Source organism: Micromonospora yongxingensis (genome assembly GCF_052601155.1).
On the sequence record NZ_JBQXEO010000015.1, the window covers coordinates 30,286 to 52,681 of the forward strand.

The 22,396-nt window shown below is 67.2% G+C and carries 15 protein-coding genes and 5 pseudogenes; 10 read left to right on the forward strand and 10 right to left on the reverse strand.

The window, feature by feature from the left end; translation table 11 throughout:
- Positions 1 to 74: 74 nt before the first annotated feature.
- A complete protein-coding gene (locus ACTWLT_RS19070; RefSeq protein ID WP_445319558.1) occupies positions 75 to 1,622 on the reverse strand; it encodes an alkaline phosphatase D family protein in 1,548 nt (515 codons plus the stop codon).
- A gap of 664 nt (positions 1,623 to 2,286) precedes the next feature.
- Here ACTWLT_RS19070 and ACTWLT_RS19075 point away from each other — a divergent pair.
- The 6 genes and pseudogenes from ACTWLT_RS19075 (at position 2,287) to ACTWLT_RS19100 (ending at position 9,969) form a co-directional block, all read left to right on the forward strand.
- Positions 2,287 to 3,222, forward strand: a complete 936-nt coding sequence (locus ACTWLT_RS19075) for an ABC transporter ATP-binding protein (protein ID WP_445319559.1) — start codon at positions 2,287 to 2,289, stop codon at positions 3,220 to 3,222.
- Positions 3,219 to 4,574, forward strand: a complete 1,356-nt coding sequence (locus ACTWLT_RS19080; protein WP_445319560.1) for an ABC-2 transporter permease family protein — start codon at positions 3,219 to 3,221, stop codon at positions 4,572 to 4,574. The genes ACTWLT_RS19075 and ACTWLT_RS19080 overlap by 4 nt, the downstream gene beginning before the upstream one ends.
- 4 nt (positions 4,575 to 4,578) lie before the next feature.
- Positions 4,579 to 7,335: an alkaline phosphatase family protein gene (locus ACTWLT_RS19085; protein WP_445319561.1), complete on the forward strand. Its 2,757-nt coding sequence runs from the start codon at positions 4,579 to 4,581 to the stop codon at positions 7,333 to 7,335.
- A gap of 318 nt (positions 7,336 to 7,653) precedes the next feature.
- Positions 7,654 to 8,901 (forward strand): annotated as a pseudogene (locus tag ACTWLT_RS19090) (IS3 family transposase).
- 64 nt (positions 8,902 to 8,965) lie between these two features.
- Positions 8,966 to 9,346, forward strand: coding sequence for a hypothetical protein (locus ACTWLT_RS19095; RefSeq protein WP_445319562.1), 381 nt, complete (start codon positions 8,966 to 8,968; stop codon positions 9,344 to 9,346).
- Positions 9,347 to 9,540: 194 nt separating this feature from the next.
- A complete protein-coding gene (locus ACTWLT_RS19100) occupies positions 9,541 to 9,969 on the forward strand; it encodes a hypothetical protein (RefSeq protein ID WP_445319563.1) in 429 nt (142 codons plus the stop codon).
- Positions 9,970 to 10,191: 222 nt separating this feature from the next.
- On the opposite strand, the pseudogene ACTWLT_RS19105 reads toward ACTWLT_RS19100, so the two are convergent.
- The 5 genes and pseudogenes from ACTWLT_RS19105 to ACTWLT_RS19125 all read right to left on the reverse strand — a co-directional run.
- Positions 10,192 to 10,533: pseudogene (locus ACTWLT_RS19105) on the reverse strand (IS110 family RNA-guided transposase); the annotation flags it as partial.
- A 65-nt stretch (positions 10,534 to 10,598) separates the two neighbouring features.
- Positions 10,599 to 11,441, reverse strand: a pseudogene (locus ACTWLT_RS19110) (IS110 family RNA-guided transposase); the annotation flags it as partial.
- Positions 11,442 to 11,627: 186 nt separating this feature from the next.
- The gene (locus ACTWLT_RS19115; RefSeq protein ID WP_445319564.1) at positions 11,628 to 12,158 is read right to left on the reverse strand and encodes a DUF2199 domain-containing protein; all 531 of its coding nucleotides are present in this window, start codon (positions 12,156 to 12,158) and stop codon (positions 11,628 to 11,630) included.
- Between the two features lie 231 nt (positions 12,159 to 12,389).
- The gene (locus tag ACTWLT_RS19120; RefSeq protein ID WP_445319565.1) at positions 12,390 to 12,869 is read right to left on the reverse strand and encodes a YcxB family protein; all 480 of its coding nucleotides are present in this window, start codon (positions 12,867 to 12,869) and stop codon (positions 12,390 to 12,392) included.
- Positions 12,870 to 13,471: 602 nt separating this feature from the next.
- Complete coding sequence (locus ACTWLT_RS19125) at positions 13,472 to 14,038, reverse strand: hypothetical protein (RefSeq protein ID WP_445319566.1); 567 nt, start codon at positions 14,036 to 14,038, stop codon at positions 13,472 to 13,474.
- 298 nt (positions 14,039 to 14,336) lie between these two features.
- On the opposite strand from ACTWLT_RS19125, the gene ACTWLT_RS19130 reads away from it, so the two are divergent.
- Positions 14,337 to 15,641 carry an IS701 family transposase gene (locus tag ACTWLT_RS19130; RefSeq protein WP_445319640.1) on the forward strand — a complete coding sequence of 435 codons (1,305 nt, stop codon included), beginning with the start codon at positions 14,337 to 14,339 and terminating at the stop codon, positions 15,639 to 15,641.
- On the opposite strand, the gene ACTWLT_RS19135 is transcribed toward ACTWLT_RS19130, so the two are convergent.
- Together ACTWLT_RS19135 and ACTWLT_RS19140 are read right to left on the reverse strand one after the other, a co-directional pair.
- On the reverse strand, positions 15,638 to 15,841 hold the full coding sequence (locus ACTWLT_RS19135; RefSeq protein WP_445319567.1) for a helix-hairpin-helix domain-containing protein: 204 nt from the start codon (positions 15,839 to 15,841) through the stop codon (positions 15,638 to 15,640). The two genes, ACTWLT_RS19130 and ACTWLT_RS19135, sit on opposite strands and share 4 nt — an antisense overlap.
- 547 nt (positions 15,842 to 16,388) lie before the next feature.
- Entirely contained in the window at positions 16,389 to 16,529 is a 141-nt protein-coding gene (locus ACTWLT_RS19140) for a hypothetical protein (RefSeq protein ID WP_445319568.1), read from the reverse strand.
- Between the two features lie 24 nt (positions 16,530 to 16,553).
- Between ACTWLT_RS19140 and ACTWLT_RS19145 the strand changes: the two genes are divergently transcribed.
- Positions 16,554 to 18,302 carry a hypothetical protein gene (locus ACTWLT_RS19145; RefSeq protein ID WP_445319569.1) on the forward strand — a complete coding sequence of 583 codons (1,749 nt, stop codon included), beginning with the start codon at positions 16,554 to 16,556 and terminating at the stop codon, positions 18,300 to 18,302.
- Between the two features lie 237 nt (positions 18,303 to 18,539).
- Entirely contained in the window at positions 18,540 to 19,004 is a 465-nt protein-coding gene (locus ACTWLT_RS19150; protein ID WP_445319570.1) for a RusA family crossover junction endodeoxyribonuclease, read from the forward strand.
- 603 nt (positions 19,005 to 19,607) lie between these two features.
- On the opposite strand, the pseudogene ACTWLT_RS19155 reads toward ACTWLT_RS19150, so the two are convergent.
- A pseudogene (locus ACTWLT_RS19155) lies at positions 19,608 to 20,457 on the reverse strand (IS5 family transposase).
- Positions 20,458 to 20,507: 50 nt separating this feature from the next.
- Here ACTWLT_RS19155 and ACTWLT_RS19160 point away from each other — a divergent pair.
- Positions 20,508 to 21,563 (forward strand): annotated as a pseudogene (locus tag ACTWLT_RS19160) (transposase); the annotation flags it as partial.
- A gap of 265 nt (positions 21,564 to 21,828) precedes the next feature.
- Here ACTWLT_RS19160 and rraA read toward each other — a convergent pair.
- Complete coding sequence (gene rraA / locus ACTWLT_RS19165; protein ID WP_445319571.1) at positions 21,829 to 22,311, reverse strand: ribonuclease E activity regulator RraA; 483 nt, start codon at positions 22,309 to 22,311, stop codon at positions 21,829 to 21,831.
- Between the last annotated feature and the right edge of the window lie 85 nt (positions 22,312 to 22,396).

Here is a 22,396-nt window from a genome sequence, read left to right on the forward strand (position 1 = left end):
GAGCGGCGCTCCGTGTGGTCCGGCGAACAGCGCGACGGCCGCACCACGACAGCGCCGCCCGGCAGCGGCGCCGGTCAGGCGACGTCCACCTGGGCGCCCGGACGCCCGCTCTCCACCACGACGCTGGCCCGGGTGGACACCGGGGCGCCCGGCTCAGTGACGTACGGCAGGACCCGGTAGTCGGTGCGCCACTGCTGCTGGTCGAGGTGGCAGCGGACGTAGCCGCGCCGGCCGTTGTAGAACTGCATGTGCGGGTTGCTGGCCAGCCACTCGGTGCCCCGCACGTCCATGTCCGAACCGTTGCCGCCCGACGTGATCGAGGTACCCAGGAACTCGACCCCGACGGTACGGGACGATTGGTCGTCGAAGCTCTGCTTCAGGTCGGCGACCATACTGCAGTGCGCGTCGCCGGTGACGACGACCATGTTCTCGACGCCGCGCTCGACCACCCCGTCGAACAGGCGTTGCCGGGCCGCCGCGTAACCGTTCCAGTTGTCGTCCGACAGCCGCTTGCCAGGGCCGGGGTCCCGGTCGGCTTCGGCGATGACGGTCTGGTTGCCCAGCACGTTCCACCGTGCGGTCGAGGCGGCCAGGCCGTCGAGCAGCCACTGCTCCTGGGCGCTGCCGAGCATGGTTCGGGACGGGTTGTCCATGCCGGACGGGACCTGGTCCGAGCGGTACTGCCGGCCGTCGAGGATGTTGAACTCGGCGAGGTTGCCGTAACGGAGCCGCCGGTACAGCCGCATGTCCGGCCCCTGCGGGATGCTCATCCGGCGCAGCGGCATGTGCTCGTAGTACACCTGGTACGCGGCGGCCCGGCGCTTGTGGAAGTCCTCCTGCGACTGCTTCGGATCTTCGGAGGTGCCGTCCGCGTAGTTGTTCTCCACCTCGTGGTCGTCCCAGGTCACTGCCCACGGGAACCGGGCGTGTGCCAGCTGCAGGTCAGGGTCGGTCTTGTACTGGGCGTGGCGGATCCGGTAGTCGCTGAGCGAGAAGATCTCGGTGGCGGGCAGGTGCGGGCGGCCGACCGCGCTGGCGCCCGGACCTTCGTAGATGTAGTCGCCGAGATGCAGGACCAAATCCAGGTCCTCCTCGGCTAGGTGCCGGTAGGCGGTGAAGTGCCCGGCCGGCAGGTTCTGGCAGGACACGAAGCCGAAGGCGAGCCGCCGCCGATCCGCGTCGTACGCGGGTGCCGTGCGGGTCCGTCCGACCGGGCTGAGTTGCGTGCCCACCCGGAACCGGTAGTAGTACTCGCGATCGGGGCGAAGACCGGTCACCTCCGCGTGCACCGAGTGTCCGAGCTCCGGTGTGGCCCGCTCCGCACCGGCGCGGACCACCCTCTGGAAGCCCTCGTCCTCGGCGATCTGCCAGGCCACCGGAACGACCCGCGGCTGCATCCCGCCCGAACCGTCCACGGCGAGCGGGTCCGGCGCCAGCCGGGTCCACAGAACCACCCCGTCGGGAGACGGGTCGCCGGAGGCGACACCGAGCGTGAACGGGTTGTCGGCGAAACTGGGGTCGGCCCACGCCGGTGCCGAGGAGAAGCCGGCGATGGCGGCGGCGGCACCCGCGCCGACCGCGCCCGTCAGCCCGAGGAATACACGCCGGTTATGAGAGGGCATGCGACAGTCCCTTTCAGAGAAGTAGAAGATCACCACCGATTCTTGGGACCGAGATTGCCGGCGGGTGGCCGCACGAAGACCGCAAGCGGACGCGTCCGCAGACATCGAGACTGTCCGGTCGCTGCATGCCCGACCGGCGATCCCGATGGTCGTGGCCGGCTGCCCCGTGGTCAGGATCGGCACGGGAAGCTGCTCCTAGAGCAGGTCACCCCAAAGTTGTTTGCGTCGTTGAAGTGGGTGTAGTAGGCGTCGTAGAGCGGGTGCGCGGCGCCGCTCTCCGGCGCCATCTTGACGAAGATTTCGTCGTTCTCGTTGAGGGCGTCCTGCGTTCAGTTCTGGGAGCCGTTGTAGACGCGGTACGGGTAGGCAATGCCGCACTTGCCGTAGGCCACGAAGAACTTGTCACGCACTTTGTCCTTGCGGTGGATGGCACGTCTTGGCCTATGGCGCGTGCCGATCCGACGGTCGCTCCGCGGTGCTGGCAGGCTCGTCCGGCAAGCCGCCCGACCGACTCCTAGTTGGACCGGCGCTGACTCGAGGTCCCACGGAGCTGCCTCCGCCCTTGGAAGCCGGTCGTCTTCCGTTCCATGAACGTTCAGCCAGTTGTCCGTGCCTGCGCCGCTTGTCGTCTCTAAGTTGCCTGAGGCGACGAAAGAAGGGGCTCATGGACGCACCACTAGCAATCCGGGCTCGAGGAATCACCAAGTGTTTCAGCGATGTCGTCGCACTCGACGGCATCGAGCTGGATGTGACCCAGGGGCAGATCCACGGTTTGGTCGGTCCGAACGGCGCCGGCAAGACCACATTGCTTGGTCTCCTGTTGGGCCTGGCCGTCGCCGACAGCGGCCGCCTCGAGATCCTCGGTACGCCGATTGCTCGGGCGCTCGCCGCCCCCGACGGCGTCGCGGGCTTCGTGGACGGTCCCGGCCTCTACCCCTCGCTCACCGCCCGGCAGAACCTCGCCGCCCTGGCCGCTCTCCGCGGCCAGGACGCGCGGACAACGGGGATCGACGACGTACTCGACCAGGTCGGGCTCACCGACGTCACCGACGACCGGGCGAGCGGTTTCTCCCTCGGCATGCGTCAGCGGCTCGGGCTCGCCGCGGCCCTGCTCAGCAAGCCCCGGCTGCTGGTGCTCGACGAACCTTCCAACGGCCTCGACCCGGCCGGCAAGAAGCACGTACACCGTGTCCTCACCCGGCTCGCGGCGGAAGGAACCACCGTCGTTCTCTCCAGCCACCGCATGGACGACCTGGAGGCGCTGTGCTCCGAGGTCACCATCCTCGCCACCGGACGGGTCGTCTTCTCCGGCCCGCTCAGCAAGCTGGCCGCCGAGAACCGCGAACTCGACTACCGGCTGCGCACCTCCGACCCCCAAGCCGCCCGGCAGCTGGCTGCCGACACAGCCGGGATCCACGTCGACCACGCCGGCGCACGGGACGCCGAGGTGCTCGTCGTGCGCGCGCTGGCACCCGCCCTCGACGAGCTGGTCGTGCGGCTCGTGAACGCTGGCATTGCGGTGCGTGAGCTCGCACCCGTGGTGTCGCCGCTCGAGGCCGCGTTCCTCGCCCTCACCGAACAGCAGGAGGCCATTCAGTGACCGCGACCATCGCCGCCGACAGCGTTGTCCGGGCGCGCCGCGTCTCGGTGGCGCGCAGCTATCGCTTTGAGCTGGTCAAGCTGGTCTCCCAATGGCGGATCCGGCTGCTGGTCCTCGCCTGCTGGATCGCGCCGGCGCTGTTCGTCGCCGCGGTGAGCCAGCAGAGCTCGCTGCCCGTCGACACCCTCTTCGGCCGCTGGATGCACGCTACGGGGTGGGCGGGACCGCTGGTGACGCTCGGTTTCGCGGGCACCTGGGCACTGCCGTTGCTGACCTCGGTTGTCGCTGGCGACGTGTTCGCCTCCGAGGACCGGCTCGGCACCTGGCGCCACCTGCTCGTGGCGGTCCGGTCGCCTCGACGGATCTTCGCCGCAAAGGCACTGTCCAGCCTCACTGTCATCCTGCTGCTCGTGGCCGGGCTGGCCTGTTCCAGCGCGGTCGGTGGGGTCATCGCGGTCGGCAACCAGCCGCTGGTCGGCCTCGACGGCCACCTGCTGACGCCGGGTGACGCCGCCGGGAAGATTCTGCTCGCCTGGGTCTGCGTGCTCGCCCCGACCCTGGCACTCGCCGCTATCGGACTGCTCGGGTCCGTCGCGCTGGGGCGATCTCCCATGGGGCTGCTGCTGCCCGCGCTCGTCGCGCTCACGATGCAGCTCGCCCAGATGCTGCCGCTGCCCGTTGCCGTGCGACTCGCGCTGCCCGGTTATGCCCTCATCGCCTGGAGCGGTCTGTTCACCAGCTCTGCGCAGCTCGGCCCGCTCCTGATCGGCATCGTGGTCAGCCTGGTATGGGCCGTGACCGCGACAGCGCTGGCGTACATGCTGTTCCTGCGACGGGACTTCACCAACCTCACCGACGACGGCTCGGCGCGCCGCGCGGTCACCGTCGGAGCCTTGCCGCTGGTCGGGTTGCTCGCCGTGACGGTCGGGGTCGTCGCCGTAGCGACGCCGGCCACGGGCACCGGGATCGAGCAGGACAAGGTGCAGCGCTCGGTGGCCACGGCATTCGCCCACCTTTACCGCATGCAGACCAAGCAGCTCAACCGTCCCGATGTCACCGAAGGGCAGCTGCAGGCAACGGCGACGTGCAACAAGGGCGGCGGGAAGCTCGCCGCCGAAGGGCCGGGCAACGACTGGCGTTGCGTCGTCTCCTGGCATCTCCCTGACGTCGAGGCCGCAGGGTCGGCCATCTACCAGCTCGACGTCACCCCAGACGGGCGGTTCGTAGCCGATGGCGACGGACCGAAGGAAGTGAACGGCTACTTCCTGGTGCGGACCTCAACCGGGGACGCACCGAACCCGCTCTGGCAGTTCGACGGCAACGTCGAACTGCTCCACACCACGAAGGGATGACTCCATGCAGGTAACACGCCGCCGTCGGCGTGTGGAGAAGGACCAATCCGGCCCTCTCCGTCGACGTATCGCCCGCCGGCTACCCCTGGCGACGGCAGGCACCACCGCTGTCGTCGTCGCCGCCGGCACGGGCATCGCTTTCGCCCAGACGCACCAGTTCGGCACCGACCAGGTCGGCCAGGTGACCGACAAGGGCCTGGTCGTTTCCGACGACCAGTACATCAGCCCGATCGGCGAGCGTCTCGTCATCAACGCCGGCAAGATCATGTCGTCTTCGGTCAGCCCGGACGGCACCCACCTGGCGGCCTCGGTCACCGACGGTGGGATGGCGCTGGGCATCCTGGACCTGAAGACCTGGAAGGTGCAGCAGTTCGTCGGCAACAACGCGGCGGCGAACCTGCGCATCAGCGGCAACGACGTGGGCCAGGAAGGCCCCACCTACTCGCCCGACGGTTCACAGCTGTGGCTGGGCCAGGCCGACGGCTACACCAAATTCACCGTGAACCCCGACGGCACACTTGCCAGCCCGACGTTCATGCGGATCCCGCAGGACGGGCCCAAGCGCGCGCTGGCGGCTGAGGCGGTGTTCTCGCCCGACGGCTCCACCGTGTACTCCGCCGCCAACGGCCAGAACCGGGTGGTCGCCATCAACGCGGCGACCGGGGCCATCCAGCAGAGCTGGGCCGTGGGCAATGCGCCGCGTGACATGATCATGGTCGGCAGCAAGCTCTACGTCAGCAACGAGGGCGGGCGTCCGGCGTTGCCCGGCGAGAGCACGATCAACTCCTACAACACCCAGGTGCCGGCCGACCCTGCGACAGCTTCCACCACCACCGGCACGGTCAGCGTCATCGACGTGGCGAACCCGGCTGCCGCCGTCGGCAGCATCGACGTCGGCCTGCACCCGACCGCCCTGTACGCCAAGAACGGGGCGCTGTTCGTCACCAACACCAACAGCGACGACGTGTCGGTCATCGACACCGCGAGCAACAAGGTCGTCCAGACCATCGCCACCCAGCCGTGGCCGGAGGCGACGGTGGGCTACCAGCCCAACGCGGTGACGCTCACCGACGATGGTCACCTGCTGGTGACGCTCGGCCGCGCCAACGCGGTCGCCGTCTACCGGTACACGACCCCACTGGAGCCGGTCAGCTACGTCGGCCTGCTCCCGACCGACTACTTCCCCGCGGAGATCACCGCCACCGGGAACCAGGTGCTCGTCTCCAACACCCGTGGTATCGATGCCCGCCGCCCCACCAACAGCGCCGGGCACGGCACCCACGACACGACCTCGAGCCTGCAGCGGTTCAGGCTGCCGAGTGACAAGGTCATCAAGTCCGAGACCGGCAAGGTCTTCAGCCAGAACGGCTGGACCGGCGGCTCGGTCAAGCTGGCCAAGGGCAGCAAGGCCAAGCCCGTGCCCGTCCCGCAGCGGCTCGGCGACCCCTCGACGATCAAGCACGTCTTCATGATCGTCAAGGAGAACCGGACCTACGACCAGGTCCTCGGTGACGACCCGCGCGGCAACGGCGACCCGTCGCTGGCGCAGTTCGGCGAGAACGTGACGCCGAACCAGCATGCGTTGGCAAAGCAGTTCGGGCTGTACGACAACACCTACGACATCGGCACGAACTCGGCCGAGGGCCACAACTGGCTGATGCAAGCCGACAACCCGGAGTACACCGAGTCCACGGCCGGTGAGTACATCCGCAGCTACGATACCGAGGACGACGCTCTCGGCCACCAGCGCACCGGCTTCATCTGGACCGGGGCGCAGGCGGCCGGCAAGACCGTGCGGGACTTCGGCGAATTCCACCAGTTCCTGAGCAAGCCGCCCGGCTCGAGTTGGCAGAACCTGTACTGCGACACCAAGAACATGGCCGCGACGGGGCAGGACACCGCCTACCGCATGGTCTCGTCCTCTCCGATCCCGTCGCTCAACAGCGTGTCGGTGCCGGGCTTCCCGAAGTACGACACGAGCGTTCCGGACATCTACCGGTACGAGATTTGGAAGCGTGATTTCGAAAAGAACGGGCCGGCGAACCTGAACATGTTCTGGCTGTCCAGCGACCACACCGGTGGCCCGCCGAATGCGGCGGCTCAGGTTGCGGACAATGATCTCGCGGTCGGCAAGATCGTTGACACGATCTCGCACAGCCCGTACTGGAAGGACTCGGCGATCTTCGTTGTCGAGGACGACTCCCAGGCCGGTCTCGACCACGTCGACGGCCACCGCGCCCCGATCCAGATCATCAGCCCCTGGGCCCAGCGCGGCGTCGTCGACAGCCACTACTACACGCAGATCACAATGATCCGGACCATCGAGCAGATCCTTGGGGTCCACCCGATGAACCAGAAGGACAGCGCCGCCAGCCCGATGCGTCAGGCGTTCACCATGAAGCCGGACCTCACGCCGTTCACCGCGGTGCCCAACCGGACCTCGCTGACCGCAGGTCTGGCCACACCGCCTGCCTGCGGCGTGGACACCCCCGCGCCGCAGAACCCTCTCGCCGCGGCCGCACCGTCGGCGACGGTGCCGGCGGACAAGCAGCTGGTCGCTGCGCAGTGGGACGAGTGGAAGTCGCACCAGCGGCTGACTGGCCCCGACGCCAAGCCCGACTTCGCGAACCCCGCGCAGATGAACCACTTCACGTGGTACCAGGCGCACGACTGGAAGAAGCCATACCCCGGCGAGGACAAGTTCTTCGCGCCGGACGACGTGCCGGGCGCCTACATCCCGTCGCCGGAGTCCGACGGCTGACGCACGCTGACCGCGTCGACGGGGCCCCTGACCGGCATCACCGCCGGCCAGGGGCCTCGTCCGCGCCTTGTGTGCCGAATAGAAGGGCGGCAAAGAAGCCAGCCGGTCGCACGCCGAGTTCTTTGGGCTGCAAGCCGCCAAGGTGCCTGCCTCTGCCCTGGGGATGTGCAAGCTGCCTGGAAGGCTGGGGCGCTTCGTTCGCGGACCATCGGAGGGTTGATGCGGGTAGAGGGCTGACAGGACCCAGGCGAACTGGGGAGTGTCATCTGAACCGCCCCGGATCTTGTAGAGACGTCCCCGCTTGGGAAAGATCGAGAGATGGCAGGAACGAAGCCGTATCCGCAGGAGTTGCGGGAGCGGGCGGTGCGGATGGTCGCGGAGGTGCGGCCGAACTACGAGTCGGACTGGGCGGCCATCACGGCGGTGGCGGCACGGCTGGGAATCGGCACGGCCGAGACGTTGCGTAAGTGGGTCCGGTAGGCGCCGGTCGACGACGGCCAGCGGCCGGGGGTCACGTCGGAGGAGTCGGCGGAGCTGAAGCGGCTGCGGCGGGAGAACGCCGAGCTGCGGCGGGCGAATGAGATCTTGAAGGCCGCGTCGGCTTTCTTCGCGGCCGAGCTCGACCGGCCTACGACACGCTCGTGAAATTCGTCGACGAGCATCGGGACCGCTTCGGTGGAGTCGAGCCGATCTGCCGCGTGCTGCGTCAGCACGGGCTGCAGATCACCCCGAGCGGCTCCTGGGCGGCCAAGAAGCGTCCGCCCTCGAAGCGGCAGGTGCGCGACGCGCAGCTGACACCACTCATGCGGTAGATCCGCTCGGCGAACTACGGCTTCTACGGAGCCCGCAAGATCTGGCACGAGCTGCGCCGCCACGGGCATCCGACGGCCCGGTGCACGGTCGAGCGGTTGATGCGCGATTGTGGTCTGGCGGTGTCGTGCGGGGCAAGAAGATCCGCACCGCCACCGCCGATCCTGGGCATCAGCGTGCTGCTGACCTCTCAACCGGGACTTCACCGCCGCCCGACCGAACCGGTGCTGGGTCGCGGACTTCACCCACGTCGCCGCCTGGTCCGGCGTCGTCTACGTCGCGTTCGTCGTCGACGTCTACTCCAGGGCGATCGTGGGCTGGTCCGCGGCGACGAACAAACGAACCCCGCTGGTCCTGGCCGCCCAGGACATGGGACTGTGGCGCCGTCACCGCGCCGGCCAGCCGGTCGGTGCAGGCCTGGTGCATCACAGCGATGCGGGCAGTCAGCAAGACACGTCGTTCCGGTTCACCACCCACCTGCTCGACGCCGGTATCGACGCCTCGATCGGCAGCGTAGGCGATGCCCTGGACAACGCGTTGATGGAGTCCACCATCGGCCTCTACAAGACCGAGCTGATCAAACCTCGGGGCCCGTGGCGCAGTCTCGCCCAGGTCGAACGGGCCACCGCCGAGTGGGTCGACTGGTACAACAAACAGCGGCTGCACTCCGCAACCGGCCACGTCCCACCGGCCGAATACGAATCGATGCTCTACGCTCAACCCCAGCCCCGCGAGGTGGTTGGAGCCAACAGCTGAGGTCTCCACAGAACCCGGGGTGGCTCAGTCGACGGAGCCGCTTCTGGTCCGGGAGCATGTAGCGGTGAGTTTTGATCTTGTGGTCCTGGCGGTTGAGCCTTCCGCGACGGCAGGCGATGTGCGGCAGATGGCCGATCGCTGCACCGGCATGGAGCACCGAGACGGTGAGCTTGACCAGCCGATCGTCGCCTTCTATGAGGAACTGCGTGGGCGCTTCCCGGATCATCCGCCATACGACTCGGAGTCGCCCTGGATGTCGGCACCTCTCGATGTCGGCATCGACCACGTGAGCATGAACATCAGCTACTCACCGCGGGGCAGTGAGGCGCTAGACGTCGTCCTGGATCTGGCGGAGCAGTACGGCCTGGTTATCTACGACCCTCAGGGTGACGAGGTCACCGGCTTGGGTGGGGACTACGAGGTCCCGGTGGGACCGGGTGACTAACTGAGTGACGACCGGGATCGACGTCGGCGGACAACCGTGGACGCCGGAGGACCGTTCTCGCAGCTCACCTGTCGCGGGGGAGCAGGTCAGGCGGTTGTGTTGGTTGCCTGGGGGTCAAGGAGTCGTGGCGCTGGCTCGCCGTCGGACGTGCGGTCGTCCGGATGGCAGCTCCTGACTGTCCTTAGGATCGGACCATGCCCGTTCCAATAGATGAGCTGATCGCTTACAGCGAGGGACGCCTGGACGACAGGGACGTGAGCCGTTTCCTGCGGGCCTACGAGCGCGATTGCGGCAAGCTGAGCTGGGTTGGCGAGAGGGCGGAAGCGTTCGACGAGGTCGACCGGGATGGCGCGCGCCAGATCGGGCTTACACACGCGTTTCTAGCGCCGGGACCATGGGCGACGCCTGCGGTGGAACGACGGTTCTTTGGCGAGTTCCGGTGGCTGGTGGCGTGGCTGGAGGAGATCTCAGGCGAGCTTGGACTGGTGTTTGCGCTTCGCTACAACGACCGTGATCTCGGTTGGATACGTAGGGGCGTCACCGACGACGCGATCAGCGAAGGGCTGATCGCTGTTTGGGGGCGCGACGTGGAGCGCCTGGAACGCGATTCGCCGAGACGCTGAGTAAGGCCGTCGGGTCTTGCGGTCAGAGTTGGTCCCGAGGATCGCGGGCGGACTCCCCACCCTGAGGGGTGGCTGTGACAGCAACGGTGACAGCGACGAAGCGGGACGAGGGCAGCCGCGGACTGCGCGGCGCGGACAGTGGCCCGAGGTCGCGGATGCGGACGGACGCTGCCAGACGAAGCGCTCAGAACTCAGACGAAACTCCAAGAGGTCGGGCTGGGCTCAGGCCGCGAGTGGGGTGAGGTCGGCTTGGTAGCCGAGGTCGTGTAGTTGGCGCAGGAGTCGGTTCTTGCGGGTTTCGGGGTCGTCTCGGCGGGTGTAGTAGTCGGCGCCGAGGTCGGTGTAGGTCTGATCGTTGGCGAGTAGGTGCCAGACGATGACGAGGATGGTGTGGGCGATGGCGACGGCGGCTTTCTTGCTGCCGGTCTTGCCGAAGCGTCGGTGGAGGCGGCGGTAGCGGGCGCCGAGCCGGGTGCTGGTGCGGGAGGTGGCCCAGGCGGCTTCGACCGGGACGGTGGCGAGGTGTGGGTTGCCGTGACGGGTGGTGCCTTTCCTGCGTTTGCCGGCTGATTCGTGGTTGCCGGGGCAGAGGCCGGCCCAGGAGGCGAGGTGGGCGGGGTGGGGAAGCGGGTCATGTCCACCCCGATCTCGGAGATGATCGTTTGGGCGGCGCGGTCACCCACGCCGGGGATGGTTTTGAGCCGGTCCCGTTGCGCCGCGAACGGGGTGATGGCCTCGTCGATGCGGGCGTCGAGCTTGCTGATCATGTCGTTGAGGTGGTCGATGTGGGTCAGGTGCAGCCGGCAGAGCAGGCCGTGGTGGTCGGCGAACCGGCCTGCGAGAGCGAGGGTCAGATCGGAGATCTTCTTGCGCAGCACACCTCTGGCCAGATCTGCCAACACCGCGGGGTCGCGTTCGCCGGCGATGAGCGCCTCGATCATCGCCCGGCCGGAGACACCTGTGGCGTCGGAGGCGACGGAATCGAGCTTGATGCCGCCGTCTTCGAGGACCTTGTGCAAGCGTTGGGTCTCGCGGGTGCGTTCCTCGATCAGCTTCTTGCGGTAGCGGGTCAGTTCCCGGATCGCGGCGATGTCGGCCGGGGGGATGAAACTGCCGCGCAGTAGCCCGACCTCGCACAGCTCGGCCAGCCACACCGCGTCGGAGGCGTCGGTTTTGCGGCCCGGCACGTTCTTGACGTGGTGGGCGTTGCACAACAGGAGCTCAAGCCCGTCAGCTTCGGCGAGGGCGTGGAAGACCGGCCGCCAGTACACGCCGGTGGCTTCCATCGCCACGTGCGTGACCTGCTCGGCGATCAGCCAGCCGGTCATTTCCCGCAACGCGCTGTAGAACGTCGGGTACTTGCGTACCTGTTGGCGGCGCTGCCCGGCCTGCTCGCCTGGGACGCGGACCGCCACCGTGATCTGCTTCTTATGCACGTCGATCGCCGCGACCCGCGGATAGACGATTTCCACGACGCCTCCATGGTGGAGCCGAGCCGACAAGGCGTCGCCCGCGGGACCCGCGAAAGATTAAGAAACTCAGACACGCGCTCATAGCGGCAACCCGGGGTACCTACCGGGGCGGGTTCCAGCGTCACTCTTGTAAACGGGCTCGCAGGTGCCAAGCTCTGTCGACGTCGGCGGGCGACGCATCGAGTTTCACAGACCCGCGGGTGCCCCGCCAGGGGCATCTTCCTCTTGTAAGCGAGGCGTCGGGCGGCGAGGCAGCGAGAAGGCAGCGCGAGCGTCGACGCGGGTCGACTCCGAACCGGAACCAACGACGCCCGGCACCTGCTCGCCGACGTGGGCCGCCACCAACTGACAGCAGTCGACAGCTTGAGACCGCATCCCCCACACGAGGGTCGTCCCTTTCAGGGGTAAGCGCCGCAATGAGGAGTAGGCCTCGCTGGCCCATGAGTCCCGGGCGCGGTAGAAGCTCTCCTCCGAAACGGCGACCCACACCCCGAAGGTGACGGTACGCCCGTCGTCTAAGGGGACCGGCAGGATCACCCGCAGGTAGCTCCCATGGCCTTGAACCGTCAGTACGACGTACGTGTGGGTGTCAACCAGACGCCGGAGCTCGTCGTCGTCGAGTTGGGCGATGGCGTCGGGCAGCTGGAAGTTGGCTGCCGGATGCCCAGGTTCGAGTGAGTCACCGCAGCAGAAACAGGTGGCCTGCGATTCAGACATGTGACGATCTTCCAGCGGTCCGGCCGCCAGCTCAAGTGACGTTCCGGTGCCTCGCGGCGCCAGACCGCCCGAGCGCCACAACGCCCTCACATGCCGCGATCCGTGCGTTGCGCAACTGCCGTACGGGTTACTGGCCGTAGCCGAGCGGTCGGCTGCTGCGCGCGGGGACGCTGTCGACGTGATGCACGATTCGGCGGTCTCGCTGCTCGGGCCGGTCGCGTCGGGGAACGGTCACCCGGCGAACTCGGGGCGCCCGACGATGAAGTCGTCCACGATCCGTTGATCCTCGGGCGAGAACGCCGCCCGCGGCACCGGGATCTGGCTCATGCCGTACTTCAGCAGCCAGGTATGGCGTCGCCGCCGAATCCGGGTGACGCCGGACCAGTCGATCTGGGTCCGGCTGCTCGCGGTCTGGATGTCGACGCCCGACGTGCTCACCCCGTACCGGAACGGCTCGACGAAGAGGCGGCGCTGCAGCAACCAACTCAGTACCGGAAGGAGTTCCGTCACGGCGAACGCGGCACACAACACCAGCACGAGGTAGAGCAGCCGACCGTTGAACCCGGTCAGTGTCGCGAGCAGCGTGGCCAGCAGAACAACCAGTGCCGCGAGGGCGAGCAGAAGCATCCGCATGACGCGTTGCCAACGGCCCTGGGCGTCTTGGCTCATCCGCCGCAGCAGGCCGTACGTCACCTGCACTTCCCCGGTCACGTGCACGTGCCGCAGTATGGCACGGCATCGCCGCAAGTCGCGCGTCGCCCAGCGTGACAGCGATGGCCGTCCGAAGCGTCGGGAACCTGCCGAGTGAAGACCATGTCCACCACGTCAAACAGCTATCCGGCATCTGGGTTGCACCCGCGGAGCAGACAGCCTTCGCCGAAGACCGAGACCCGCAACCGCGCCCATGAGGCCCTCTGCCCGCGCAGACGGACTTCCTGTCCCTACTGCGGCGACTCAGTATCCGGATCTCATGGATTCTGCCGCGATCCGTGCGCTACGCAGCGTCGCTCCGAGCTGGCTCGGTTGCCGTCCGGTCGTGCCGATGAGCGGATGCCCGGCCAGTCTTAGGTGATCTTGTGAGCAAGGTACATTGCTTGCATTCGTCCTGGCTCGTGTTCATGATGTCTGGGTGCCAGAAGATCTTTCGAGCGGCATGGAAGCATCCGCGCTGGTGGCCCCACTGACGCCGACAGTGTCGCCTCGCCCCGGCTGGTCTATGGCGGCTTGGAGATACATTCCACGGATGGTGCCGACTTGGCGTACCCAGCACTGTATTTCGACGTCGCGGAGCTGATCGTGACTGTGCCTGCTGGCTAGCTGGGCTGGGTGTCCCACCAGCGTGGAAGATCGACGTCCGGCGTTGCCGGGCTGGTGAAGTGGAACGGCACGCCGACGTGCCGGGCGATAGCCCGGCCCTGCTCGGTTGCCTGCCGCGCCTCCGTCCACGACGGCACTTGGCCGTTGAAGAGGCGGATGTCACCGCCGTGCCGCAGCACCGTCAACAGCACCTCGTCGAAGCGCCCGTGATGCCGGCTCGGCCGCTGCACGATTGCCACCAGATCGACGCACCAGCCCTGCGTGTCGCCGTCCCACAGAGCTTCGACAGCGACGACCGGTGCGGTGATAGCGGCCACCTTCTCGATCAGCTGTGCGACCGTCGGCGGTGGTGGCTCCGGCTCGACAAAACCCCGCCGGTCCAGTTCGGCGCTGCGCTGCGTGAGCAGATCCTGCGCCTGGTGCAGCCCGGGGGGCGGCTGCAGCCCGCCGTCCTGGCGTAGGAGGGCGATAGCCGCGATCAGCCGACGAGAGCACAGCAGCTCGTCGATCCGGTCCCGGACTTGCGGGCTCAGCGCCTTCCACGAGGCGTCGTACGCATCCACGCCGCCATTGTCGCCGACACCTCCGCAGCATCCGCTTCTGCCGCGACCCGCGCCGAACGCTGCCGCTGGTGGGCGGCGGGGCGCGCACGTGCGGAGGAGCGCGCGTTGACGGGAGTGGCGTGCAGTCGTTGAGGCTGTTTGATCGGCTGGCATGTCTGCCTCCGGGAAGTCGCTGTTAGTACTCCAACGTCACTTGGCTTCGTCGTTGGGCGTGGCGCGGCATGAGGACGGCCACCGCGTTGATCATCGATGGTTTGTGAGGACAACCGAAGATCGTGCGGTGGCCGTGTGCCACAGCGTGGGCCCCGCCTGTTGGCGGGTCATCCTGGACGAGGCGGTGACGCGTGTCGCTGACCGGTTCGTGCGGGCCGAGCCGCGTGCGACGGCGGCGCAGTTTGTGGAAGGGCTGCTGTCGGGCATGGAACGCAAGACCTGCTGGTCCCTCGCGGAACGGGCTGGTCACGCCGATCCGCAGGCGATGCAGCGGCTGCTGCGTACGGCGGTGTGGGACGCCGATGCCGTCCGCGATGATGTGCGTGATTGGCTGATCGAGCGGCTCGGCCACCCCGACGGTGTGCTGGTCACTGACGAGACGGGTTTCCTGAAGAAGGGCGTGTGCTCGGTCGGGGTGCAGCGGCAGTACACCGGCACCGCCGGTCGTGTCGAGAACAGTCAGGTCGGGGTGTTCCTGGCCTACGTGTCAACCGCGGGGCGGGCGTTGATCGACCGCCGGCTCTACCTGCCGGAGACGACCTGGTGCGAGCAGCCCGAGCGTCTCGCCGCCGCCGGCGTCCCTGACGATGTCGGGTTCGCCACGAAACCTGCCCTGGCCCGGCAGATGATCGCCGCCGCGTTGAACGCCGGTGTCCCGTTCGGGTGGGTGACCGGCGATGAGGTCTACGGCGCCGACCCCGGCCTGCGTGCTGACCTCGAACAGCGTGGGATCGGCTACGTCCTGGCCGTCGGCTGTGACCGACGCGTGGCGGTCAACGACGGCCGCACCCTGGTCCGGGTCGACGACCTCGCCTTGCGGATCCCCACGGCCGAGTGGCAGCTGCACAGTTGCGGGCCGGGCGCGAAAGGTCACCGCGACTACTTGTGGGCTTGGATCACCACCGCCACCGGGCCCGGTGAGCATCGGTGGCTGCTCATCCGCCGCAACCGCAGCACCGGCGCGCTGGCCTTCTACCTGTGCTGGTCACCCCGCCCGGCGCCGCTGCACACCCTCATCACCGTCGCCGGCTCCCGCTGGAGTATCGAGGAGTTGTTCCAGACCAGCAAAGGCCAGGTCGGACTGGACCACTACCAAGTCCGTGGCTGGACCGGCTGGCATCGGTTCATCACCCTGGCCATGCTCGCCCTGGCCGTCCTGACCGTCCTCGCCGCTCGGCAGCCCGACACCGACCCGCAGATCATCGCGTTGACCGTTGCCGAGATCCGCCGACTCCTCAACGCCTTCGTCCTCACCCTGCCGCTACCACCAGCGCACACCCTGCATTGGTCGATCTGGCGACGAACATCCCAAGCCCGAGCCCGACGATCCCACTACCAGCGCAGACTCGACCGCCGCGCCAGCCGAGGATCAAGTGACCTCAAGTGCTAACCCAGACTCAGGTTGTGCTGCTCGAGCGCGTTCTGAATGGTTTGTAGCGCTTTCGGCCCCATGCCGTGCAGCTTGACCAGCTCAACGCGCGGCACCCCGGCAAGCTCACGCAGAGCCGCGTAACCAGCGTTGTTCAAGGCCCGCGTGGCTGGCGCACCGATCTTCGGCAGAGTGTCGAGGGAAGAACTCACGCTCTTCATAATGTCGTCTCCGGGCCATGACCGCACCGCCATCACGTGGCCGCCCGCGATCTGCCGCTGCCACGCCGAACGCCGAAGCCAGGTGACGTTGGAGTACTAGTCCGTGGTCGTCCGCCCATGCCCGCGGCTTGGCTGCTCGTCCGGGCTTGCTGCCTCACGCGTTGCGTTCGAGGGCGCTGGCTAACCTGCCCGGCAGTCGCATGCTTTCGAGGTCTGCGATACGACGTTCAGCTTCAACCGACTGGGTCCATGAGCAGGGCGGGAAACCTGGTCCGGCCTCCGACGGACGGCCTTGTAGGTGATGAAAGAGACCACAACTGAGACCAGCAAAGCCGGGGCCAGCGTGAGCAACGCCCAGGCACGCTTTCCAAGTCTGCTCGGCCCCATACGCGATCAGTCGGGCCGGTTCGCCACCTAGGCCAACTCGCCCGTCCGTTCGTCTACAGTCGCTCCCGTACGCCAATAAAAGAGACGACAAGTGAGACGAAGCAGGCCGGTGCCCGATCATTCTGGTCTAAAGGTCGCCCCCCGGCGCCCCGACGTAAATCTACGGCGGGTCGGTGCCGGCTACCGGCTTTAGCTCGTAGACGCCGGCCATGTCGGCATCGAGTAATTCGCCACCGAACTCCACCCACAGCCAGTTCTGGTCGATCGCGTTGGGCGGGAAGCCGTCCCCAGCGATCACCATGAGCGAACATTAGACTTCATCTTTGTGACGTCGAACGCAACATCGGCTCCCGCTAAGCCATCACCGGCAGCCGGCCCGCTCGCGCTGCTGACCATCCCTTTCATCTTCACCCAGGACGGCTTGCTTGGGACAAACGACTTTCTCAAGCAGGCCAGGGAGCGTGGCATCAACCTGTCGATGGAAGGCCTGTGGAAACTGCACGAAACCGGCCTGCTGGCACCGTTTTACCGCGTGGACGATCACACCGTGGCCGAGTTGCGCGTCGAGACCGAAACGGCCTCCGGCATGAACCCCCGCGGTTGGACGGCGGAGGCCGCTCGCGATGGGCGGCTGCGCGACAGCGCCCGGGAGGGCTGCTCGGAGGCATGGCCGTTCGAGCGCCCATCGAGTGTCGGCGACGATGACCGGCACTCGTGGTGGGACGGCTACACCTACTCGCCGTGGCAGCTGCTCGACTTGCGGCACATCTTGCGCGAATACGAGATCATCCAAGCTGGTTGGCGGACGAGCGCCGATCCTCAGCGCATCTGTCGCACGCGGCGCACTGTGTGTGCGCTGGCGGCCTTGTCGCCACTCTTTCTACCCGGCGTGCTAGGTCAGGTGAGTATGCCACCGGGCATCACCCAGGAAAGGCTGCTGCGGTTCCGGCGCGAGGCCGACGTCGTGCAACTGCTCGCCATCGCCGGCTTTGATCCCGCCATCCTCCGTGAGGAAGCCGAGTGGCTGCTGGACGACGCCCATAGCAATGACCCACTTGTCGGCTGGCTTCGATTGACCCGGCACGCCGGCATCCGCGGCTGGTCGAAGCTCAAGGGCCTGCCGCTGGACTGCATGTGGGCGCGCATTGGTGCTGAAATCCTCCTCCGCGCTCACGAAGTCCTGGCCGCCCAAGGCCACCTGGAGCCTCTGCCGAACGTTGCCGACCTAACCTGGCGTGTTGCGTTGCATGATCGGCTTACGCCTAGAGATGGCGATGGCGACAGCCTGGAAAGGGCTCTTGGGAAACTGGGCTTATCGCCGCACCCGCGCGTCTTGCTGCTGGTGGAAGGTCCGACCGAACTCGACCACGTGCCCAGGCTGCTCGCCGAGTTCGGCCTAACCAAGCCAGAGCAGGCCAGAGTCCAGCAGTGCGAGGGCTCGAAGGTCAACGCGCATCTTATTGCGCGCTACGAGATAACACCCCGCCTTGGCAGGAAGATCAAGAACGTCAGGCCGGGCGAGAACGTCCAGCTTCTCGACCGCACGCCGACGGCGCTGATCATCGCCATGGATGCCGAAAACAAGTTTGAGAGCCCTGCCAAGTGCGCTGACGAACGGCGCAAGCTGCAGAACGCCATCCGAGCGGAGGTGGCGTTCCAGGGCGGCGAGATTGGTCAAGCCGACCTTGACTACCTAGTCGAGGTACGGGTGTGGGGCGACGACAAGTATGAGCTGGCGAATTTCACTGATGACGAACTGGTGCCCGCAGTCACCCAACTCGCGAGGATGCAGGCCAACCCTGACGTCACCTCGCCCACATGGGAGCAGGACCTGCGGGCCGAACTTCAGGCTGCGCGCGCGAAGCACGACGACATCAAGGTGCCGATGGGCCGCATGCACGTCCGCGAGGACAAGCCGGAACTAGCCAGGCTGCTATGGCCAACGCTGATCGCCAAGTGCGAAGCGGAGCTAGCCGCCAACGACGCGAGGACGCCAGTACTGGCACTCGTGCTCGATGTCCGTCAGAAGGTCGCCATGTTGTCGTCGGGTGGCTACGTACTGTCAGTGCCGTAGGCAGGGACGGACTTGAACCCTGAACCCCTCCGGCGTGCTTCTGATCAGCTCCAATCGGGCAGATCGGGCCCCTGACCTCGGCGGGTTCTTCCGCTGCCTTACAACGGTTGACGGCCCTTGTCGGCGTCAGTTGTGCCCGGCTTGTGCCAGATGATCTATCCAGTCCATCGATCGCCGCCCAAATTCGGGCTGTCCACGCGGCCAAGAAATCCGACGCACCCTGATTCAATCGACGACATGACTGACCTCCCCAATGGCACAGAGGGAACCGCGGAGATCGCGTTTGATGTGCCGGGATGGCCGCCAACCAAGAACGAGGCCACTTCGCTGCTGTCGGCGGGTCACAGCCACGCCGCGCGGGTCCGCGCGCTGTTGAACGCCGCCGGGCAAGCAGCGGCACGACTGGCGTGGTCCCCGTTGGCCGGCCGGATCGCGCTTGACCTGGTGGTACACGGGCCTAAACAAGCACCCTCGGATGCGACGAACTACCTCGGCGGCGTTGGCGACGTGCTGCAAGTCAAGGCCACCGTCAACCTCGACTTGGCCCACCTGGGCGCGCTCAGGCAGGTGGCCCTCTACCTCGACGACCGCCAGGTCAGGCAGATCCGGTACACGGAGGAATGGGCCGAGCAGCCGTCTTACACAGTACGCATACGTCCGTTAGCGGTCGGCGCGGCCCCCGGACCGGTGGCTGGACAATGATCGAGCTCGGCACCCCAGCCCCTCAAGCGAACCGCCGACGTCTCGTTTACAAGCTCTGTGGCCTCGCATCCGCGTGCGTCCGACAAGGGCTGCACGCTCGGAGTCCCGTCCGTGCCAGCGCTCGTCCGTGTGCCAACGTCCGGTGGCGTTGCTGTCAACGTTGCTGTCGACAGCCGTTCCGCCGACGAGGGGCGACGTGTCGGAGGGCTAGAACGCTTCGTTCCGTACGTCGGCGAGGCGCATCGTCTGCTGCCATCGGTTGCCAGCTTGTGCCCATTGGCTCGGCTACTACTCGGGAATGCCCTTGTACACATGACGTCGACACTCTGATGGAGATCTGCTTGACTCTGCCACATGGGTTGGCGGCTCCTAGCGTGGCGAGCGTTCGTCGTGGCTGCTTGGAGTAGTTGGCTTGTCTGGGGTATCGCAAATCTGGCGAGACTGGGACAACTATCTTCTCTTCGGGACCATCGCCTCCGGCACGCTTGCCTTGATGAGCACCCTTGTTCTTCGTCGTGCGAAGAGACGTTCCCACCAGGACGCTGGCGGAACGATCTCCGCCGGGCGCACAGGGGCATCGCCCTAGGCCGTGTCTTCAAAGGTTCACAACCATTGGAGTAGCGCGGCGATGGTGACGGTGGCCTGGTACGAGGTCGCGGTTCTGTCGTAGCGGGTGGCGACGCTGCGGCACTGCTTGAGCCGGTTGAAGCAGCGTTCGACGACGTTGCGCCGTTTGTAGAGCTGCTTGTCGAACGCCGGTGGCCGGCCGCCTCGGCTGCCGCGTCTGCGGCGGTTGGCCTGCTGGTCGGCGCGCTCAGCGATGGTGTGCCCGATGCCGCGTCGGCGCAGGTGCTCCCGGATGGCCTTGGAGCTGTAGCCCTTGTCGGCGATGACGTGCTCCGGTCGCACGCGAGGCCGTCCGGGTCCCGACCGTTCGACCCGGATCGCGGTCATGACGTGGGTGAAGCGGGTGCAGTCGTTGACGTTGCCGCCGGTGAGCACGAACGCCAGAGTCCGCCCGAGGCCGTCGCAGACGAGGTGAATCTTGGTGGTCAGTCCACCTCGACTTCGACCGAGGGCGTGATCTTGTGGTTCGTCCGATTCTCGGCGCCCCCTTTAGCGCCCGCGGCGTGCTGGTGAGCTCGCACGATCGTCGAGTCCACCGACACCAGCCAGTCGATGTCCCCGGCAGCGTCCGCGTCGGCCTGGACCCCGGCGAGCATCCGCTCGAACGTGCCATCAAGGGCCCACCTGAGGAAACGGGTATAGATCGACTGCCACGACCCGTAACGGGCGGGCACATCACGCCACGCCGCCCGGCCCGGATCTTCCACACGATCCCGTTGAGCACCCGCCGGTCATCGACCCGAGGCCGACCACCGGTCACCACCGATGGCAAATACCTCGACAACGCATCCCACTCGACGTCAGACAACTCGTAGCGACGACCCACGCACTACATCATCCGACACCATGATCTTTGAAGACACCGCCTAGCGAGATGTGATGATCCCTAGCTGGCCGTACTCTTTCGTCACGGCGTTGGAGCCCGGTCGCAGTTGCTGGACTGCGCCGCTGGTTGTTCAGCGCCTCGCGCCAAGCGGTGATGCCGCCGCCGTCACCGCCGGGCAGCTGCGCCACCTCGTGCAGCGGCTCATCACCGCTGGGCAGTGGCGCCCCGAGGACCCCGACAACCTCATCGTCGCCGACGCCGGCTACGACACGCCCCGACTGGCATACCTGCTGCGCGGCCTGCCGGTGCAGGTGCTGGGCCGGATGCGCTCCGATCGAGTGCTGCGCCGTGCGGCCCCGCCCCGACGGCCGGGCACGAACGGTCGGCCACCCCGCCACGGCGGCGAGTTCATCTTCGGTGACCCCGCCAGCTGGGGCGCACCCGACGTGACCACGGTGACCGACACCCGCCTCTACGGCGCTGCCACGGCCCGCAGCTGGAACCGGCTGCACCCTCGGCTGACGCACCGCAACGCCTGGATCGACCAGACCGGCGACCTGCCACTCATCGAAGGCACCGTGATCCGGCTGGAGGTGAATCACCTGCCCAGCGGCGCGATCCCGAAGCCCGTATGGCTGTGGTGGTCCGACGTTGACGCCACTTGCGCCGACGTCGACCGGCTCTGGCAGGCGTTCCTGCGCCGCTTCGACATCGAACACACCTTCCGGCTGCTCAAACAAACCCTCGGCTGGACCTGCCCGAAGATCCGCACTCCACAAGCCGCTGACCGGTGGACCTGGCTCATCCTGGCCGTCTACGCGCAGCTGCGCCTAGCACGCGACCTCACCGGTGACCTACGCCGTCCCTGGGAAAAACCGACACCGCCCGAACGCCTCTCACCCGCCCGCGTCCGCCGAGGGTTCCGGCACCTCCGCGCGAAGACCGCCTGCCTGGCCAGCGCGCCAAAACCCTCCCGCCCAGGCCCAGGGCGACCACCAGGCCGACCCAACAAGCAACCCGGCCAACGACACGACGTGCACATCAGCGCGAGCGCAAGGAAGAAACCGAAGACATCCAGCAGTCCCCGCCCGCGCCGCACAGGTTAAAGATCAAGCTAAAGGGACGTCTCGTAACCCTCCGGTTCAAGGGCTGGGCGTCGGCGACGACCATCGAGGACGCCACCGAACGCGACTTACGGGAGAGCCTGCTGCGCGTCCGGCCGCACGTCCTCCAGTACACCGGTCACGGCGGGATCGATCACACGAAAGGCGTTGCCGCGCTGATCCTCTACGACGACGACGGCAACCCCTTCCCGCTGACGGCCGACAAGCTTGCCGTCCAGTTGCCGATGGGAACCTGTTCCGTCCAGGCCTACGCCCGCCGACCCAGGGGCAGGACGACGATACCGTCGTCGTCACTGTGAACCTGGGCGCCGGGTTCGAAGGTGCAGTTTCCGAATGCCACCGGCACGTTCCGCTCGCCGGCCCCGGTCTTGGCGCTCTTGCGCGGATTGGCGCCGAGCGCCTTGATGCCCATCGGAAGGGCGCGCAGGGCGGCGACATCGCGGACGGCGCCGTTGATCACCACACCCGCCCAGCCGTTCTCCGCCGCCATACCGGCGATCACGTCGCCCATCAAAGCCGTGTCCACAGACCCGCCACCATCCACCACCAGCACCTGCCCCTCGCCCGGTGCGGAGACGACCAACTTCAGCAGGGCGTTGTCCTCAAAGCACCGCACGGTGACCGCCGGTCCGCCGAAGGTGTGGACCCTGCCGAACTGGCGCAGCTGCGTGTCGCACGAGCCGAGTTCGTCCATGTACCGGTCGTAAAGGTCCGCAGTGGGCGTCTGCATGGTTCGTCCTTCTCTCACTTAGGGTGTCGGATCCAGAGGCGGTGACGGGTGTAGGCCGGTGGCGGCGACGGCCGCTGGGTGCGGT